This is a genomic window from Rhizobium sp. Root482 (assembly GCF_001426565.1).
GTDB lineage: Bacteria > Pseudomonadota > Alphaproteobacteria > Rhizobiales > Rhizobiaceae > Pararhizobium.
This window is the reverse complement of record NZ_LMFA01000005.1, coordinates 41840-60795: the sequence shown is the minus strand read 5'-3', so window position 1 is coordinate 60795 and position 18956 is coordinate 41840. Positions and strand designations below refer to the sequence as shown.

The 18956-nt window shown below is 61.7% G+C and carries 11 protein-coding genes; 3 read left to right on the top strand and 8 right to left on the bottom strand.

Translation table 11 applies throughout. The annotated features are described in order from the left end of the window. The first annotated feature begins 77 nt into the window (after positions 1–77). Positions 78–794: an acyltransferase gene (locus ASD31_RS05420; RefSeq protein WP_156392521.1), complete on the top strand. Its 717-nt coding sequence runs from the start codon at positions 78–80 to the stop codon at positions 792–794. On the opposite strand, the gene ASD31_RS05415 is transcribed toward ASD31_RS05420, so the two are convergent. The 5 genes from ASD31_RS05415 to ASD31_RS05395 form a co-directional block, all read right to left on the bottom strand. Then, positions 778–2079, bottom strand: coding sequence for a capsule biosynthesis protein (locus ASD31_RS05415; protein ID WP_413813797.1), 1302 nt, complete (start codon positions 2077–2079; stop codon positions 778–780). The genes ASD31_RS05420 and ASD31_RS05415 overlap by 17 nt on opposite strands. Next, positions 2070–3674: an LTA synthase family protein gene (locus tag ASD31_RS05410; RefSeq protein WP_056330491.1), complete on the bottom strand. Its 1605-nt coding sequence runs from the start codon at positions 3672–3674 to the stop codon at positions 2070–2072. The genes ASD31_RS05415 and ASD31_RS05410 overlap by 10 nt, the downstream gene beginning before the upstream one ends. Before the next feature lie 104 nt (positions 3675–3778). Continuing rightward, a complete protein-coding gene (locus ASD31_RS05405) occupies positions 3779–4585 on the bottom strand; it encodes an SDR family oxidoreductase (protein ID WP_056330489.1) in 807 nt (268 codons plus the stop codon). A 49-nt stretch (positions 4586–4634) separates the two neighbouring features. Then, on the bottom strand, positions 4635–6050 hold the full coding sequence (locus tag ASD31_RS05400; protein ID WP_056330486.1) for an aminotransferase class I/II-fold pyridoxal phosphate-dependent enzyme: 1416 nt from the start codon (positions 6048–6050) through the stop codon (positions 4635–4637). After that, on the bottom strand, positions 6047–13642 hold the full coding sequence (locus tag ASD31_RS05395) for a type I polyketide synthase (protein ID WP_056330483.1): 7596 nt from the start codon (positions 13640–13642) through the stop codon (positions 6047–6049). Before ASD31_RS05395 ends, ASD31_RS05400 begins: the two co-directional genes overlap by 4 nt. 568 nt (positions 13643–14210) lie before the next feature. Between ASD31_RS05395 and ASD31_RS05390 the strand changes: the two genes are divergently transcribed. Then, entirely contained in the window at positions 14211–15380 is a 1170-nt protein-coding gene (locus ASD31_RS05390; protein WP_413813796.1) for a polysaccharide biosynthesis/export family protein, read from the top strand. Between the two features lie 79 nt (positions 15381–15459). Here the strand turns inward: ASD31_RS05390 and ASD31_RS05385 are convergent, their stop codons facing one another. The 3 genes from ASD31_RS05385 to ASD31_RS05375 form a co-directional block, all read right to left on the bottom strand. Then, positions 15460–15717 carry a hypothetical protein gene (locus ASD31_RS05385; protein WP_056330478.1) on the bottom strand — a complete coding sequence of 86 codons (258 nt, stop codon included), beginning with the start codon at positions 15715–15717 and terminating at the stop codon, positions 15460–15462. 290 nt (positions 15718–16007) lie between these two features. Then, a complete protein-coding gene (locus ASD31_RS05380) occupies positions 16008–16400 on the bottom strand; it encodes a hypothetical protein (protein ID WP_056330476.1) in 393 nt (130 codons plus the stop codon). A gap of 228 nt (positions 16401–16628) precedes the next feature. Continuing rightward, positions 16629–16811, bottom strand: a complete 183-nt coding sequence (locus ASD31_RS05375) for a hypothetical protein (RefSeq protein ID WP_056330474.1) — start codon at positions 16809–16811, stop codon at positions 16629–16631. Between the two features lie 491 nt (positions 16812–17302). Between ASD31_RS05375 and ASD31_RS05370 the strand changes: the two genes are divergently transcribed. Then, positions 17303–18943 (top strand): phosphoethanolamine--lipid A transferase, encoded by a 1641-nt coding sequence (locus ASD31_RS05370; protein WP_320409380.1) that lies wholly within the window; start codon positions 17303–17305, stop codon positions 18941–18943. Positions 18944–18956 lie beyond the last annotated feature (13 nt).

The window sequence follows — 18956 nt, the reverse complement described above, 5'->3', positions numbered from 1 at the left end:
CGCGGCGAAGGGACGATCCGGCAGTGGATCGTCCTTCCTCCCCAAATGTCGGCATGGCGCGTGCACGGTTTTTCTATATGAATGTTTTTTCGAGGGTTGGCCGTTTTCTCAAATCGCTGCCACGGCTCCGTTTTCACCACCCTTTCGCCGTCCGGCTGGATTGGGGACAAGGCAATAGCATCGCTGCAAAAGGCCGGCTGACGGCCACCATCCGTCTCTATGGCAGCCAGAACTATGTCGAGCTGCCGAAGACCTCCTCCTTTACCGGCCATATCACCATTTACGGACAGGGAAACCGCATCGTGATCGGTGAAAATTGCCGTTTGTACGGTGAGTTCATGGTCAAGGGTCACAACCAAACGGTAACGGTCGGCGAGGGAACGACCTTCGAATCGGTCTATCTCCTCTGTATGGAGCGCTGCGACATCAGCATCGGCCGCTGGTGCATGTTTTCCCGCAACATCGAGGTACGCACCAGCGATGCGCATGGGCTGATACGCAAACGCGACGGCCGGCGTCTCAACCGCGCGGCCTCCGTCACGGTCGGCGACCATGTCTGGGTCGGGGTGGGCTCGATCCTGAACAAGGGCACTGTCATCCCGGCGGATTGCGTTGTCGGTGCCAAGTCCTTCGTCAATAAGGCATTTACCGAGAGCAGCGTCGTCCTTGCCGGCACGCCGGCGACTATCGTCAAGCGCGGCGTGACCTGGAACAGGTGGCGAAAGCGCCGTTATTCGCAGGAGGAACTGGACGCCTGGCGCATTCCGGATCAGGATATCAGCGACGAGGACTGATCTTTGCCGGCCTTTGCCGCGGCGGCGGATCGACGAAGCCGCCCGGCTGGTTGACCGTGCGGTCGTGGAGCCGGACGGCGATTGCCTCGGCGCCGGCATCGGTTCCGGAGCGGGAATAGAAATTGCCGCGCACCTGGATCGTCGCCGCCATGAGGCGGAGGAAGGCGAGCCGTAAATCCTTGTCGGGTGGGGTAGGAGCACCCCAGAACCGGTCGAGCGTGGCCTGGTCGGTGAGCCCCGCAATGTCGAAGATCGCGGCCCCCAGGGTTTTTACGGGCTTGCCCCGTTGCAGGGCATGCAGTCCGGCGGTGGAGTTGACGGTGATCAGCCCGGCGCATCCGCCAAGCAAAGTATTGAGATTGCCCCCGTCGAGAAAGTGGACGCGCTCGCCGATACCGAGCCTGGCTGCGTCGGCATTTACATGCGCACGCCAGTCGATGAGGCCGTTGTCGAGCGGATGGATTTTGACGACGAGCAGCGCATTGTCTGGGGCCTGGCCGGCGAATGAGAGGAGAACCTCGTCGATCGCCTCGCGCTGGTCATTATAGGGCGAATGCGCCCGAAGCTGGTAATCGGTCTGAAGCTGTAGCGGCAGGACGAAAAAGGGCGTCTTGCCAGCAAGAAGGTTGTCGATCAGCGCCGCTGCCTCGGCTTTCCGTTTCCGGCCGCCGGCCAGCCGCCTGATCCAGCCGGCATATTCGGCCAGAGGATGGAAGAGCGCATGCCGGCGATAATGCGGATAGAGAAACCACAGGAAGACATTGGGGAGGTTGTAGAGCAGGTCATAGCCGGCTTCGGCAAGAAAGCTTTGCGAATAGCGCCGCTTCCAGTCCGGTTCGGGCAGGATTGCCGCTGCCCTGATGATCTGGCCGGCATCCACCGGAAAATGCGAATTGGACGACATGCCGTCTCGCTCGAGGGTCAGCCAATCAGGCCGTAGATAGCCCATCTCGACGACGGAGATCTCGATCCCGCGCCGCGTGGCGGCAAGAACGGCGATGCAGTGGTAGGGGCGCTCTTCTCCGAGGAGCACCAAATCCGTGACGCGATGTCGATCCATGAAGAGCGCGACGTGCTCGTGCCAGGCGTCGCCGTCCCGACCCCTATAGTCATGGCCATTCTTCCGTCGCCAGAAGATCCGATCACCTGCATTGAGATTGATACGCAGGCAGATATGACCGCGCTCTTCGAGGCGATCGGCGATCTTGGCAAAGATCGGCGACGAAGGTCCCTGGAGAAACAGGAACACGCGCGAAGGCTTCTGGGGCGCCGGCACTATTGCAATTCATCCTTCTGCAGATTGGCGTGCTTGAGCATGGCTTCCAGTAGCTTCCAGGGGACCTCGTCACGCGGCGTTGTTGGCGCCTGCTGCGCGCGCTTCACTGTGGCCAGCGGAACGATGAAATAGTCGGTGCGGGGGTCCGGAAAGGGATCGGCGAAGGATTTGAGTAGCGGCGCGTGGTCGCCGTAGAACACCAGCCAGACCGGGCGGTCGAGCGTGTCGAGATGATCGACCAGTTCGCCAAGAGCCCTGTCGGATTGTTGCAGGATGTCCAGATAGATATCGACCGGGTCGGTCATGCCCTCGACGCGGTCCGGCTCCCAGGGGCCGTGATTGGCCATCGAGGCCACGAACAGGAAGTCGCCCTTGTCGTCCTCCGTCTGTGTTTCGATTTCCTCGATGACCTTGCGGGTGAGGGCGGCATCGGAGACATAGGGGCCGTCGCGCGCGGGATCGTGATCGAACTCGTCGAGCATGGTCATCTTCTCGAAGCCGAGTTGCGGCATGGCCTTGTGGCGCAGGAAGAAGGTCCGGTCGTAGGGATGCATGAAATGCGTGCTCCAGCCCGCATTCTTCAGCTTCGTCGGCCAGACCACGTCGGTATAGTGGCTTGCCCTGAGATAGGGATAGCTCGCATCGATGTGGAGATCGTCGGGCACGAGCCCGCTCAGTACAGCAAACTCCGTCCTCAGCGTATAACCGCCCTCGAAAACTGTCGCCAGGCGTCCCCATTGTGCCGCCATCTTCTGCAGCCTGTCGATCGTCGGCAGCCTGACATGATCGACACCGCAATGGCGCATGTCGAGAAAGGATTCCGACTGCCAGACGATGACCAGCGGTGCCTTGTTGTCGGCATCATGGCCGATCAGGTCCTTCACAGCGGCAATAAGACGTCCAGACAGCTCGGCAACGATCTTCTCCCGCCGGCGGCCGAGCCAGAGGATGAAGTGGAAGATTACCGAGGCGAATGTGCCGAAGCGAACGGTGCTGACCTTCACATTGGGCTTGCCGACGAGACGCTGGACGAAATCCGCCACCGGCCGGTTGACCGGGCCGTAGAACAGCAGGACCCAGGGAAGATCGGCAAGCAGGATCATGGCGACGATCCAGAGCAAGGGACGGCGCGAATGCAGGATGCTCGGCTCGAAATACATGTAGAGCGCCGAGACGCCGAAGACATAGAGGAAGGCCGCGGCCCAGAAGACGATGTTCAGCGAATTGGCGTAGAAGATCGATTTGTATTTGAAGACATCGGCGACGAGCGCAATGTCGGAGAACACCAGGGGTTCGCGGATGAATTTGTATTTGGCGCGCGATATTCCGGTGAAGATGATGAAGAAGCTCATCGTGCCGGCGCCGGCATAGAGCGGGCGCCAGGAAATCGAGAAAAACCCGGCGAAGACGAGCGCAATGATCGGCAGCCTTGCCAGGATATCGATGGCGGTCCTTCTAAGGCTGGCGGCAGGACGGTTCTTGCGGCGCTCGCGCTTGGGCAGGGCAAACCTGTCGGTAAACAGGACGACGGCGCAGGCCAGGACATAGCAGAAGGCAGTCAGCGTCAGCGGATAATCATGAATATGAAGCGACGTCGACGCCAAACGGATACCTTCACCTGTTTCATCCGTGCCGGCCCGTCATGCGCCGCCGCGACACTGCGACACTTAAATCCTATTTCCGGTGGTTACAAGCAATCTGTGCCCTTTCAGGGGCGGCGGCCGATACGGGCGATGGCGCGGTCGAACCACCAGTTGAGAAACGGCTTTACCGTTGAACCGAAACGACCGAGAGCGCGAAGCGTCCAGCCGAAGAACACCTCGAAATCACCCCTGTCGATCGCGCCGGCGATGCGGCGGGCGACGGCATCGGCGGACCAGGGCGCGACCCGCCCCATGATCACCGCGGCTTCGAGCGGTCGATGCTCCAGTTCGCGGGCAAATTGCGGCGTCTCGGTATCGGGCGGAAAGCAGACGGCGACCCGCACGCCATGCGGCCTTGCTTCCGAGCGCAGCGCCTCGGCAAAGCCGTGAAGTCCAAATTTCGAGGCCGAATAGGCGCTGTATCCGTAGATGCCGATAAGGCCGGCGCCGGAGGAGACCAGCATGATCCGGCCGGAGCGCCGCTGTTTCATGCCGGCATAGACCGCCCGCACCGCATGAACGCTCCCCAGGAGATTTGTCCGCAACTGCCGCTCGAAGCCATCCGGCGACAGGGTTTCGAACAGCCCCGGTTCAACGATGCCGGCGCATGTTATCAGGATGTCGCAGGGACCGAACATATCCTCGCAATGGCGTAGCGCCTCGGCGATCCGCGCTTCGTCGGCAACGTCAGCACTTTCGATATGGATACTGGAAATATCGACATTCGAAGCTCGGGAAAGCTTGTCTCGTGCAGCTTCCAGCGCCGGCAGGGCGCGCGCCACCAGGGAGATGCGTGCACCCTTTTCCACATAGAGCCCGGCAAGTGCGAGGCCGATGCCGCTCGATCCGCCCGTAATGATCACATGGTTCATGCGCAGATCGGTCCGGTTGACAAGGTTCCCGCCAGCAGTCGGCTAAGAGCTATCGGGAGGCGAGCATCTTCATCATCTGCTGGACGTCGATCGAGGCGAGCCCGAAATTTCGCTCGGACAAGTCTTTCAGCTTTTCCGCCGTCAGCTCCACCGTTTGGCGGATCTGTTCCTCGGTATGGTCGCTGGTGATGAAGAACCGCAGGCGGGCCATGCCTTCGGGTACGGCGGGATGGATGATCGGCAGCGCGTTGACGCCAGCGGCAAGCAGGTCGTTCGACAATTGCACCGCCCGGAGCGAATCCCCCACCAAAACCGGAACCACGGAAAAGCCGGCGCTAAGGCCCGTATCAAGGCCGGCCTCCTGCGCGAGCCTCAGGAACAGCGCGCCGTTGCGCTTCAAGGCGGCCGTGCGCTCCGGCTCGCCTTCCAGGATGTCGAGGCTGGCGATTGCCGAGGCTGTCAGCACCGGTGCCAGCCCGACGCTGTAGACGAAGCCGCCGGCAGTGGCCTTCAGCACCGCCGCAAGGGCAGCACTTCCGGCAATATAGCCGCCGCAGCTGGATGTTGTCTTGGAGAGCGTTCCCATCCAGATATCGACCTGGCGCGGATCAACGCCGAAATGCTCGAATGTGCCCCTGCCGCGCTTGCCGAGAATACCAAGCGAATGCGCCTCGTCGACCATCAGCCAGAAGCCGTATTCGGCCTTCAGCTTCATGATCGCCGGCAGGTTGGCGATGTCGCCGTCCATGGAATAGACGCCCTCGACGATGACGAGGATGCGGCGGTAGTCGCCGGAAACCGTGCGCAGCACATGCTCCAGGTCGTTTGCGTCATTGTGCTTGAACAGGCGGCGCGTGGCGCCCGACAGCTTGATGCCGGCGAGCGCGCTGTTGTGGATGAATTCGTCATGCACCACCAGGTCCTTCGGCCCGGTCAGGCAGCTGATCGCCGCGACATTGGTGAGATAGCCGCTGACGAAGCAGACCGAGGCTTCGACACCGTAGAAGGCGGCGATGCGCTCCTCCAGTTCGGCATGGACCGGCCGCTCGCCGGCCACAAGCCGGCTTGCGGATGCAGAAATGCCGAATGTGTTCATCGTGTCGCGCGCCTGCGACAGGACATGCGGATGCCGGTTGAGGCCGAGATAGTCATAGGACGCGAAATTGATCAGCTTGCGTCCGTCGATGACGGTGGTGGCGCCGGCCGCCGTCTGGTGCGCCCGGTAGAAGGGATTGTCTATATGCAGCTGTTCGCTGGCCATTTGCTGCGTCAGGACCTGCTTGTATTCGGGCAGGTCCTCGAAGCGTGTCTGCTTTCGCCGGACGGGTGGAGGTACGTCGCGTTCGGAGCGCGCGATGCGGTTTCGCTCCGACGATTGGTGGGCATTGCGCATGCGATCCAGCAGATTCTCCTTCAGGCTGCTATTCATCTTGGAGACGCTGTGGCGATCCTCGTCCTTGCTCATTGGCTGGCTGCCTTCTCCGTGCCCGCGCCGGTGCCGGTGTGGCGCTGGGCGAGCTCGTTGACGATCCTGTTGTCGGCCGGCTCATTATCGTCCTCGCTGCCCTGGTCGCGCTTGCTGACCTTGTCGTAAAGCTTGCGCGCGACGTCGCCGACGGTCGTATTGTCGGCGACGCCGCTGAGCGGCATGTCGAAGCCGGTATTCTGCTGGAAGCTGATTCCCAGCTCGACGGCCATCAGGCTGTCGAGGCCGATTTCCTTGAGGATCTTGTTGCGCGAGATCGTATCCTTCGAGACGCGCAGGATCGCGGCGATTTCGCTGGCCACTAGATCATAGAGGATGTCTTCCGCTTCCTGCGGCGTTTTTCCTTCGATCATCGCCACCAGGTCCATCGCCTGCCCATCGCTGCCGGGCGCGTGCTGGTCGGCGCTGCGCAGGATGACCTCGAACAGGGCATTGCGCACGACGGCAAGATTGCGCGCCGCCGCCCAGTCGAGTTCCGAGATCATCACCACGGCCGCATCGACCGTGCCGGGATCGCCACAGATGTAGGTCTCGACCTGGTTGAGGGCGACCTGCGCCTTCAGCGCCGTCTTGCCGATGCGCTTGGAAAGCAGGTCGTTGACGTCGGTGTTCGCAGCCAGATAGCCCTTGTCGGCGATCGCGCCGAAACCGATGGCAAGGCCGGGCAGACCCTCCAGCCGGCGCGCCCGGGCAAGGCCTTCGAGATAGCCGTTGGCGGCCACGTAGTTGGCCTGGCCCGGATTTCCGACCAATGTCGTTGCCGAGGAGAACAGGATGAAATGCTCAAGCGCATCCACCCGCGTCAGCCGGTCGAGCACGGCGGCGCCCCTGGCCTTCACGTCGATGACCGGACGGTTGCGCTCGCGATTGAGATTGTTGATCAGCGCATCGTCGAGAACCATGGCCGCGTGAACGACGGTTTTTAGGGGGCCGATCTGCCGCAGGTTTTCCAGCATCGCCTCCGCCGCCGTTTCGTCGGTGACGTCGCAGGCATGCACGGTCGCCGAAACCCCCATCTTCTCCCAGCGCCCGATCGCTTCCAGCGTCTCCATGTCGGCGATGCCGCGCCGGGTACAGAGCGCGATATTGCGCGCGCCCTTGTCGACCAGCCATCCGGCAGCGGCCAGGCCGAAGCCGCCGATGCCGCCTACGACCAGATGGACGCCCTGGCTGTCGACCGACAGGCGGCCGGACGGGCGGTTCGCGACCTCGTCGCGCCCGCTAACCGGCGGCAGCACGACGATCTTGCCGATATGGCCGGCATTCTGCATCAGCCGGAAGGCATTGCCGATCTCGTCATAGCCGAAGGCACGGAAGGGCAGGGGCACGAGCTTGCCCTCTTCGAACAGCGCGCCGATCTCGGTGAAGATGCGCTTGGTAAGATCCGGCGCGTTCACCAGCAACTGGTCGGCGTCGATGCCGAAATAGCTGATATTGCGCCGGAATGGCCGCAGACCGATCTTGCTGTCGGCGTAGTAATCGCGTTTTCCCAGTTCCAGGAAGCGGCCGAACGGCTTCACCAGCGACAGGCTCTGTTCCATGGCCTCGGCAAACAGGGAGTTGAGCACAAGGTCCACGCCCTGTCCGTCGGTCACGCCGAGAATATCGTCGACGAAGGCGAGCGAGCGGGAATCGAACACATGATCGGCGCCGAGCATTTTCAGGAAACGGCGTTTTTCACGCGTTCCGGCCGTGGCGATGACCTTTGCCCCGGCCAGCTTCGCGACCTGCAGGGCCGCCAGGCCGACACCGCCGGCAGCGCCATGGATGAGGATGGTTTCGCCGGCACGGATCCGCCCGAGTTCCATCATCGCGTAATAGGCGGTGAGGAAGGCGACGGGCACGGTGGCGGCGGCGACGGGGCTGACGGTTTCCGGCAGCCGGGCGACGCCTGAGCGTGACACGACGGCATGTGTGGAGAAGGCCGCCGGCGCAATTGCCATCACGGCGTCGCCAACCGAAAGATCCCTGACGCTGTTGCCGATGGCAACCACATGGCCGGAAAGCTCCATGCCGATGGTCGCACCGGCAAAGCCGTCCTCCAGGGCCTCCTCCGGAAGCAGGCCCATCGCCCACATGACATCGCGGAAATTCAGGCCGGTGGCCGCAACGGCAACGACGACGTCGTCAGGCCCGGGCTGCGGAATGTCGCATTCTTCCCAGGCAATGCTGCCGACCTGGGAACTGACCCTTTGCCGGATGGTGGCGGCGCTGAAACGGTCGGTCCGACGCTGTTCGTCTCCGACCGGACCCGGCACCGCGCGGATTTCCGAAAGAAGGCCGGTCGTACCGTCAAGCAGCCATTCGCGGTTTGTGCCTTCGTCCGCCAAAAGCAGGATCGCGGCGGCAAGCTGGTTGCCGGCGCCGGCCTTTCCGCCGGTGAAATCGAGCGAATGGATGTCGATGAAATCATATTCGTTCTGCAGAACGCGCGTGAAGGCCCACAAGCCGCTGTTGACGCTTCCGCCGACGGCTTCCTTGCGACGCGACGCCGTCGTCACCGGAGCTCCGCCCGGAATTGCAACAATGAGGCACGGACGCTGTCCGGCAGCGGTTTCGTCACCCGCATGGCGCTGGCGCAGCGCTTCGGCAAAGGCGCTCAGCGTAAGCACGCGGTTTTGCAGGACGGCGGAATCCTCGCGGCGATCAACCGGAGTTGACGACGGGAGATAGACCGCACGCACAGGCTTGCCCTGGAGCTCATCCAGCGCTTCCGTCAGCTTGGCCTTGTCGATGTCCATGTCGCCGGTCAGCTGGACGGGTACGAGCGGCGAACGGATCGCCTCCTTGCCGGTGGGCAGAAGACTGTGCAGCTTCGATACGCTGCCTTCGTGCAGGACGAGCACAGGACGGTCGTCGTCGGTTGCGCGCATGTCTGCCGCCGGTTCCACGGCCGGAGCCAGGGCGGTGCCGCGTGCCTCGGCAATGATGATATTGCCGTGCGACAGCTCGCGGTCGTCCACGGTGACCTCGGTGAGGCCGAGATCGGTCAGGCACTTCTGCCACTGGGTCACGGTCGCCAGCTTGCCGATCGGGAACTCGACCGCCTGAGTGCGGGCAAACCAGCTTTCCGTCAGGCCGAAGGCGAAATCGCTGAAGACTGTCGGAGCGTTGGTCGCCGCCACCAGCACACCGCTTTCACGCAGGCCGGCGCGCATGGCATTGCGAATGCCGGTATCCTCGTCGATCAGGGTAAAGACCGTGTCGGAAGCGCTGACGATCAGATCGAAGGCCGGAAGCGTTGCAAACGCGTCTTTTTTCAGGACGCGCACATGCGCATCCTGCTCGAAGGCGATTTCGAGATTGCGCTGGGCATTTTCCCGCGACTCGACGACGATGAGGCTGGCATTGCGCGCCTTGGCCAGGAGAGCGAGCCTGCGGGTAAAGCCGGTCGAGACGGTTCCGGCCTCGACGATACGCAGGCCCGTTTTTGCCGTGTCGCTGTCCAGCGCCTTTTCGACGGCAGCCAGGACCAGGTCCATGCGCTGGCGCGTCGATTCGGAATGGACCATCTGGTGGTCCAGCGTCGCGTCACTGATGAAGCTTTGCGGCCGGTCGGCTGTATCGGGCTCGCCACCGGCACTTTCCGCGGCAAACAGGCTGGCGATGCGATCAAGAGCCTCGGCGTAGGAATTGTTGATCAGCACGGCTTCGACGGCACGCTCGGCGCGTTCGCCGTAAAGTTCTTTCAGAATGTCGCCGACGGGCGGAAGCGAAAATTCCGGGGCGATCTTCCAACTGCCGCCCCTGTGTTCGCATAGGCCCGCATCTTCCAGGACATAGAGGCAATTGGCGAGGAAACAGCGGAAGGCGAAATCGCCGGGCAGCGAGCGCGTATCAACCTTCGCAGTTCCCCTGCCAAGCTTGAGTGCGATTTCGTGGCAGGCGCGATAGATCGCGGCGTTGAACAGCAGCGTCGTATTGTCGATACCGGTGTCCTCGACCGTGCCGACCAGCGGCAAGGGCAGGATCACGGGACGGGCGGCAGCGGCAAGCGGCACTGCGCGGTCGGAGGGCACGGCCTCGTAATGGAAGGACAGCATGTCCAGCGTCTTGTGCTGGCGCAGATAGGTGCGGCGGAAACGGCAATCGTCGAAGGCGGCGATGACTTCGCCACCCTTGCCGAAGAAGCGGAATTTCGCCTTGATGGAATTTGTGCTGATGCGCTCGATTTCCACCACTGCCCGCCTGACGGTCAGGCCGGAATGGCTGACGCGCACCGAACCGAAGCGGATCGGAATATAAGGTGCGCCGCCGGCTTCGCCGGTAAACCGGTCGAACAGCGCCACCAGCCCATGGAAGGTCGCATCCACCGAGATCGGATTGAGACTATAGGAAACGAAGGGGTTTGCGGCCTCTTCCGGTTCTTTCAGCTCTACCTCGATATACCGGTCGCCATAGGAGACGGCCTTTGCCATCAGCTGGAAGCGCGGACCATAGTCCAGACCGAACTGGCGTGCGGTCTCATAAGCTTTCGCCGGCGTGACGGTCGCGGTCTTTTCGAGGGTTGCCATGGCGCCGGCCGGAATGGTCTCGTCGCGCGAAACAAGCTTGCGGCTACGCGCCACCGCATGCACCGCCCAGTCGTCTTCCGACAGTCTTTCACGCGAGCGGATTTCGATGTCGCCCGTCTCCGGCGAGAGGATGGTCGAAAGCTCCATCATCCGGTTGTCGGAAAGCTCCAGCGGCCGCACGATTTCCAGATTGGTGATATCGATATCCGGCGTGCCGTAATATTGCTGCGCGACGGAAACGGCGATCTCGATGAAGCCGCTGCCGGGCAGGATGGCTTTTCCATCGACGATATGTTCGGCAAGATCCGGGAAGAGATGCGCGTCGACATGGTTCTTCCAGCTGCCGCTGTTGAGATCGGCGCGCCAGCCGGCCAGCGTATAGGGTGCCTTCGTGCCGCGTCCGAACAGATCCGTCGCATCGCTGGTCGAGGCCGGTCGCAACTCGCTTTGCTCGAACGGCAGGTTGGGCAGCCGCACGAAGGCGTTGCGCTTGCCGAACAGGCGTGCCTCGTCGAAGGCGGCGCCATGCGCGATGGCGCGCGCCATGGCGCGCGAGACAGGATCCTGACCCTTCTCGCCGGCATCGCGCAGCAGCGTCGGCACGACCATGCCGGGAATGGAGGACTGCTTGACCGTTTCCTTCAGGTAGGAGGACAGGATCGGGCGGGGCGATATCTCGACGAACAGGCTGCAACCCAGCTCGATTGCGGCCTCGGTCGCTGCCTTGAAGCGGACCGGCTCGCGGACATTCTTCCACCAGTAATCCGGATCAAGCTGGGTGCCGTCCAGCCTCGCGCCGGTGACGGTGGACAGATAGGCCAATTCCGAATTGCGCGGCGCGATGTCGGGGATATCGGCGAGGAAGGCCTTCTTGGCCTGGTCGATGATCGGGTGGTGGAACGGATAGTTGATATCGAGAATCTGGACCGGGATCTTGGCCTTGCGGGCAGCGTCCCGGAAGGCGGAGACTTGCGGCGCCGGGCCGGAGATCGTTACGGAATTATGGGCATTGATGGCGGCGACGCAGACTTCGTCGAAACCGCGCGCCTTGGCAAAGGCGGCTGCCGCTTCTTCGCCAAGCATCACGGCGGCCATGGTGCCCTGGCCGGCCAGAAGGTCCTGGTGCAGCGAGCGCTTGGCGACGATCGACACCGCATCGACGAGCGACAGGGCGCCGGCCGCGTAAGCCGCTGCGATTTCGCCGACCGAATGACCGAAGACGGCTGTGGGCTTGATGCCCATCGCCACCAGCGAATCGGACAGGGCCGCCTGAACGGCAAACAGCAGAGGCTGCGCCACCTTCGTATCCGCCAGCTTCTGGTCGAGATCCGGATCGGTGAGGAGATCCGTCAGCACGATATCGGAATGGAACTTGAACAGTGCGCTGACCGAGGTGAAGCATTGGCGAAAATGCAGGTTCTCGCGGAAGGCCTCAAGGCCCATGCCGGCCCATTGGGAGCCGTTTCCGGAAAAGACGAAGGCAACCTTGGCGGCCTTGGTCACCGCCTCGCCGGCTTCGCCGATATCGGACGCCGGCTTTTCGAGATGGCTGGCAATGGCGCGGACGATGTCCTCAGGATGGTCGCTGCGGGCGGCGAATCGATGGCGCATCTGGGTGCGGTTGGCGCCGGAGGCGGCGATGATGGACCGGGATTCGTCTTTCGACGCCTTGGCGAAGGCCGATTTATACGACTTCAGCAATTCTTCGAGACTGGTGGCCGTATGGGCGCTTGCCATGAAAACATGGCCGGTGGCGTTGTTGCGATTGCGCTCGTCCTGCACCGGATCGGGATCACTGATGACGACATGGGCGTTGGCGCCGCCGAAGCCGAAGGAATTGATACCGGCGAGGCGGGCGCGCTTGCCGCGCAGCAGTTCGATCGGATTGGCCGTGACACGGACGTTCAGGCCGTCGAAATCGATATTGTCGTTCGGCGTATCGAAATGCAGCGAGGCGGGCAGGTAGTTATTCTCGAGCGCCATTACCGCTTTCAGCATGCCGAACAGGCCGGAAGCCGGCTCGGTATGGCCGATATTCGACTTGATCGAGCCTATCGGGACAGGCGCGCGCCGGTTGGCGCCGATCACGGTACCGATCGACCAGACCTCGGCGGGATCGCCGACCTTGGTGCCGGTTCCATGGCCCTCGACAAAGGCGACCTGATTGGAATCGATATTGTTGCTCTCATAGATCGAGCGCAGCAGATTGGCCTGCGCTTCGCGTGAAGGCAGCGAAATACCATTGGTGCGGCCGGCCGAATTGACACCGCTTGCGATGATCTTGGCGTAGCTGCGATCTTTTTCCTGACGCGCCCTGTCGGACCGGCGCAGGATGAAGACGACGCCGCCTTCAGCGCGCACGTAACCGGCACCGTCATTGTCATAGGCGCGGCACAGGCCCTCGGGCGAGAGCATGCGCGCCTGCGCAAAGCCGACGAAGGGCAGGGGATGGGCGAGGATGTTGATGCCGCCGACGATGGCGGTCTCGATCTCGCCGTCATTCAGCGCCCGCATCGCCTGGTCGAGCGCCACCAGCGACGACGAACAGGCAGTGTCCACCGTCATGCTGGGGCCGCTCAGGCCGAAAATATGGGAAATGCGGTTGGAAACGATCGAAAGGGTATTGCCGGTCATGAAATAGGGGCCGGCCGAAGCCGGATCCTCGACCGTGAGATTGGCATGATCGAGGCTCGATGCGCCGATATAAACGCCGACATTCTCACCGTGCAGCGAGGGAATCGGGATATTGGCGTCTTCCAGCGCGCGCCAGGCGAGTTGCAGGAGCACGCGCTGCTGCGGATCCATGTGCATCGCTTCACGCTGCGACATGCCGAAGGCAGCCGGATCGAAATCATAGACACTGTCCAGCACGCCGGCGGCAAAGGAGTAGGTCTTGCCGGGATTGCCGATGACCGGATGCCAGAAGCGGGCAAGATCCCAGCGGTCGGCCGGAATGCGCGTGACGGTGCATTTGCCCTGGCGCAGGATTCGGAACAGCGCCTGCGGCGAATTGGCTCCAGGGGCGAGACATGCACGCCCTATGATTTCAACTGTCATGTTTTATCGAACGCTCTAAACTGATCTGGATTGTCTTGCTGATCGCACCTGAAGCGCGAAAAAGCAAATCGGACATAGTTTCCCGACCGGTCGGGTCGCCTCGTCATCATCATCGTCGACGATGCATATTAGCGTCCTTTTAACTTAAGTTCACTAGCTTTCAACCCTGCCACGACGAAGATGTGCGCAGCATGGCCGCCCGAACACTTTTTGAAAACATGCCTCAATCGTCGTGATCAGCCTATTGCCGGAAAGGCGCACCGTAAATTATTTGAGCGGATGCAGCCTATGATGGCTTGTTGTGGGACAATGATTGTGCTTTTCAAGGGGCAGTCGGAATTCCGGTTCCTAGAATGCAGCGCCGTTGCAGATGTTACAAGCCGCTACGGCGTCGATTTCGGAGTGCTTTAATTGAACCGTTTGAATGCAATCCTGATATGCGCCGTTCTGGCGGGATGTCAGGCCGTTCCGGGTGAAGGCCCGCTTTCTTCCGATATCATGGGCGATGCGGGCCGGTCAGGACAGGAGATCGGNCGGCGTCGATTTCGGAGTGCTTTAATTGAACCGTTTGAATGCAATCCTGATATGCGCCGTTCTGGCGGGATGTCAGGCCGTTCCGGGTGAAGGCCCGCTTTCTTCCGATATCATGGGCGATGCGGGCCGGTCAGGACAGGAGATCGGACGCAGGAATACCGTTGCCTATGACATCATCGATGTCGATGCCCGCTCGGCGCGCCTGGTTTCCAACTATGTGGCGACCGCGCTCAATCGTCGCTTCGGCATCGGCGGCGGCGTCGGCCGCGTCGTTATCGGCGTCGGCGACCAGTTGAAGGTGACCATTTTCGAAGCCGGCAGCGACGGCCTGTTTTCGACCACGGATTCCAAGCAGACCAGCCTCGACCTCGTGGTGCAGCCGAACGGCCAGGCGTCGATCCCCTATGTCGGGCCGGTGCAGTTCGCCGGCAAGACGCTGGAGCAGGCGCGCAAGACCATTCTCGATGCCCTGGTCAAGAAGGCGGTCGAGCCCGACGTGATCGTCACCAGCACGAGCACGGCATCGCGCAATGTCACCGTTTCGGGCGCCGTTGGCCGCTCGTCGGTCGTGCCGTTGAGCCTTGTCAGCGAGACCATCAACGAGGTCATCGCCAAGGCGGGTGGCCCCACCGCGCAGCCCTACGAGACCTATGTGACGCTGGTGCGCGGCAAGAAGACCGGCACGGCGCTCCTGAAATCGATCATCGAAAATCCATCGGAAAATGTCCGCGTCCAGCCGGGCGACCAGATTTTCGTCACCCGCGATCCGCGCACCTTCACGGTTCTCGGGTCGACCAAGATCAACAAGCGCGTCGAGTTCGGCGCAAACGATCTCAACCTGCTCGAGGCCGTGGCGCTGGCAGGCGGCGGCAATGACAATGCCATCGATGCCAGGGGCTATTTCGTGTTCCGCTACGAGGAGCCCGATGTCGTAATGAGCCTGCTTGGACCGCAGCGCTTCGACGCCATGCTGCGCAAGGGCATGCAGCCCGACAGCGTCGGCCGCTATCCGATCGTCTATCGCCTCAATATGAGCCAACCCGACAGCCTCATCGTCGGTCAGACCTTCCCGGTCAAGAGCCGAGACGTCATCTATGCCTCGCGTCACCCGTCGGTCGATATGAGCAAGTTCCTGAGCCTCGTTGCCCGGCCTATCGGCGTTGCCGCCGCCGTGACGAATGTCGCGGACGATCTTTCGAACTGATTTCGACGACTGGCACAAAATGCAAAAGACCGGCTTTTCCGAGGGAAAGGCCGGTCTTTTGTATTTGTGCCAGTGATTCCTACCATCGGATATCGTTGATGATGTCGCGCCGTACGAGCTTCAGCGATCTGTCGGGTTGCAGAACATAGGTCTCGCGCGCCTTGCCGAAACCCGTGAAGAATTCATGCTGGACGGTGCTGCCGATCGGCGATTTGGTGAGCTTCGTGCGCGGCTGGCCGCCATAGGTGATGCTGCCCGGGATGGGCTCGACTTCCGCCGTGCTGTTGCAGCCGGCAAGCATGAGGACCACGACACAGACGGGAATCAATGATTTCATCGGGCTCGCTCCGCGGAAGGAAGGTTGGGACGGCCTGGTCGTTGAAATGTAAGGGAGTTGCCGGCGCCTTCAAGGCCACGCGCATCCGTGAGCGTAGCGAAGGAGGCGAAATTCATGGGGAGGAGGCGGGCCAATGATGAAGCCGGCTGCTGCCAAGAGGCGGCTGGGTGCGCCTTACGCTCCTGTTCGGCATCCGCGATAGCCGGTCTCTACGCTAGCAGATTCCTGCAGCCGGCCTGCCGATCTTCGGCAGGGGCGTTTCCGTGTCGCGCGTCTGTCCGCACCACGGCCTATTGCGCGTCGTCGTCATCATGGCGGAAATGTTTCGCGCTGAGGGCCGCGATACAGAGCGCGATGGCCGGCGAGCTTGCGGTGAAATAGGGTCCGTCGTCGATCTTGGCAGAGCCGCCGCGGTGATCCCAACTGACGCCGCCGACACAACCGGGCACCAAATTCTGTGCGAGGATATAGGCATCGTCGATCTTGGCGGTGAAGGTTGGCAGACGGCCCTCATCGCCATCGGTCGGATAAAGCCAGACGACCTTGCGCTTCTCGCCGCCTTCGCCCTTCGGCATGGTTTTCACATGCCGTTTATAGCCCATGACGATGCCGATGGAGATATCGAGTTCTCTGCTGGGTTCCTTTGCGTGCTGAAGCTGCAGAATCAGATCGGGAATTGCCATCGTCGGCCCTCATTTCACTGCCGCTTAAGTAAACCGGCACAGGCGCGTAATCAACAGCGATGCAATCGCATGAACGTCGCCGGAAAGGGGTCGGGCGGCCAGGAAGGGCAGGAGTGCCAATTATCGGGTGACAGTCTCCTTCCGAATCGGGAGACATGCTGCCGCCGCCAGCGATCCGAACCTGGCGATTTGCGCGGCTGCGGCAATATCATGAACTCCCGATCGCTTTTAGTGTTTCGCGCCTTCCTGGCCCGGAGGAGAAAACACGAAGTGAAGCTGGCCGGATTTGATCGACGCGCGTTCGATCAGCGCCCTGTGTTCTTCCCGCATGGCCTGCGAACGCTCCCGAAAAGCCCTGGAACGCGCCAGGATAGCCTGCGTCCGTTCGGTAATTTCCTCGATATGGCTCATTTTAACCTCGACATCGAAAGACCGGAAAATGACTGTGCTGACAGCATGTCCTGCGCTCGTCATTCCATTTGTTCTCTATTTGTTCTAATTTGAATGAAAAGTCAAGCCCCCGGGAAGCCAACGGGATTTCGATCGGCGATGCGGGAAGCTGCGCCGGCTTCATGCCGCGTCAGCCGCTGAAGCCGTGGATCTGATGGTGCTCTCCCGCCGCCCAGGGCACGGTGTGAGGCGGGCGTCTGGGCTCCCGCAGAAGCGATATCGAACAAACGATCATGACAAGAACGACAATATAGACGAGTCCGAAATGCACTTTTACCTTATTCAACTCTGTTCGCTCCGATATCGGTGCGGACAGACTGCGTGTCCAACCTGACACCCACCTGAACGGATCGAAGAACAATTCCGCGAGGCGAGAAAGGCTTTCGCATTCAGGTGCGTGTCAGGATGCGGTGCGATCCACCCGGCAACAGAAATTGCCGGGAGTCTCTTCCTTGTCCATAGACAGTCTTTCCCACAACGTCTTGTCGTTCGCTCGTCCGCGGACAGGCAGCATCACGCTTGCGATCTTCGGGACGATTTACCTGATCGCCGTCTCCAATCGCACTTTCTGGACGCGCGCATTCTCCGATTTCGACAGCCATCTTGCTCTGGCGGCCTTCGGGCTTGGCCTGACCTGCCTGTTCTGCGCGATCACCGTGGCGCTGTCCGTCAAATACCTGTTGAAGCCTCTGCTGGTTTTCCTGTTTCTCAGCGCTGCCGCCGCATCCTGGTTCATGGACGGCTTCGGGACGATCATCGACGTCGATATGATCCGCAATGCGGTGCAGACGACCCCTTCCGAAGCCGGCCACCTGATTACGCTACCCTTTATGCTGCACATGGGCATTTTCGGCCTGGTGCCATCGCTGCTGGTCTGCTGGATCCGCATCGAACATCGTGCCTTCTTCGCCAAGTTGAGATGGAACCTTCTGGCGGTGTCGCTCCTCTTGCTGGTGTCGCTGGCTTGCGCCGTCAGCAGCGCCCGCAGCATCGCCGCCGTGACGCGGCTGAACAAGGATCTGCTCCTGACGCTGAACCCGATCCTCCCCATCGGCAACGCGATCGCCTTCGGGCTTGCCAGCGAGGCGGACAAGCATATCGTCCTCCAGCCGCTGGGCACGGACGCGCATATCGGGGTATCGAACCGTTCCGGCAAGCCGCGCGTGCTGGTGATCGTCACCGGCGAGACCGCCCGCGCCGAAAACTTCTCGCTCAGTGGTTATGCACGTCTGACGAATCCGGAACTGTCGCAGCTGGACATCACCTATTTCTCCGATACGTCGAGTTGCGGCACGGCGACCTCGGTCTCGGTGCCCTGCATGTTTTCCAACCTGACGCGCGCCGGTTATTCTCACCGGGCCGGCCTTGCCAACGAGAATCTGCTCGACGTTCTCGGCCATGCGGGGATAAGGACGGAATGGTGGGATAACAATACCGGCAGCAAGGGCGTTGCGGACCGCACCACCACAAGATCCTTCTCCAAAGCCGATGATCCGCGGTATTGCACGAACAGCGAGTGCCTCGACGAAGGCATGGTCGCGCAACTGGATTCCTGGCTGGCAAGCGTCAGGGGAGACACCGTGCTGGTCCTCCACCAGCTCGGCAGCCACGGGCCTACTTATTACCAGCGCTACCCTGCCGGGTTCGCGCATTTCAAGCCCGAATGCCGCACCGGGGTTCTCGGCACCTGCAGCCGCGAAGAGGTCGTCAATGCCTATGACAATACGATTCTCTATACCGACCATATCCTGGCCTCGGTCATCAAGGCGCTGAAGGCCCGCCAGGGCAGCATCGACCCGGCAATGATCTATATGTCCGACCACGGCGAATCGCTTGGCGAACACGGACTCTACCTGCATGGCGCGCCCTATTTCCTGGCGCCGTCGCAACAGACGCATGTGCCGTTCGTTCTGTGGCAGGGATCGGAAATGAAGGCGGTGGTCGATTCCTCCTGCCTCGACAACCGTGCTTCGGAGCCGGCGTCGCATGACAATCTCTTCCACACCGCACTCGGATTGATGGCGGTACGGACCTCCGTCTATGAGCCGGCACTCGATGTCCTCAGCGCCTGCCGCAGGGAGGCGACATCCTGATCAGTCCGTCGTC

Excerpts from the sequence above, each read along its gene's own strand:
- ASD31_RS05420 (WP_156392521.1), top strand. The coding sequence starts at position 78 with ATGAATGTTTTTTCGAGGGTTGGCCGTTTTCTCAAATCGCTGCCACGG.
- ASD31_RS05405 (WP_056330489.1), bottom strand. The coding sequence starts at position 4,585 with ATGAACCATGTGATCATTACGGGCGGATCGAGCGGCATCGGCCTCGCA.
- ASD31_RS05400 (WP_056330486.1), bottom strand. The coding sequence starts at position 6,050 with ATGAGCAAGGACGAGGATCGCCACAGCGTCTCCAAGATGAATAGCAGC.
- ASD31_RS05395 (WP_056330483.1), bottom strand. The coding sequence starts at position 13,642 with ATGACAGTTGAAATCATAGGGCGTGCATGTCTCGCCCCTGGAGCCAAT.
- ASD31_RS05385 (WP_056330478.1), bottom strand. The coding sequence starts at position 15,717 with ATGAAATCATTGATTCCCGTCTGTGTCGTGGTCCTCATGCTTGCCGGC.
- ASD31_RS05380 (WP_056330476.1), bottom strand. The coding sequence starts at position 16,400 with ATGGCAATTCCCGATCTGATTCTGCAGCTTCAGCACGCAAAGGAACCC.
- ASD31_RS05375 (WP_056330474.1), bottom strand. The coding sequence starts at position 16,811 with ATGAGCCATATCGAGGAAATTACCGAACGGACGCAGGCTATCCTGGCG.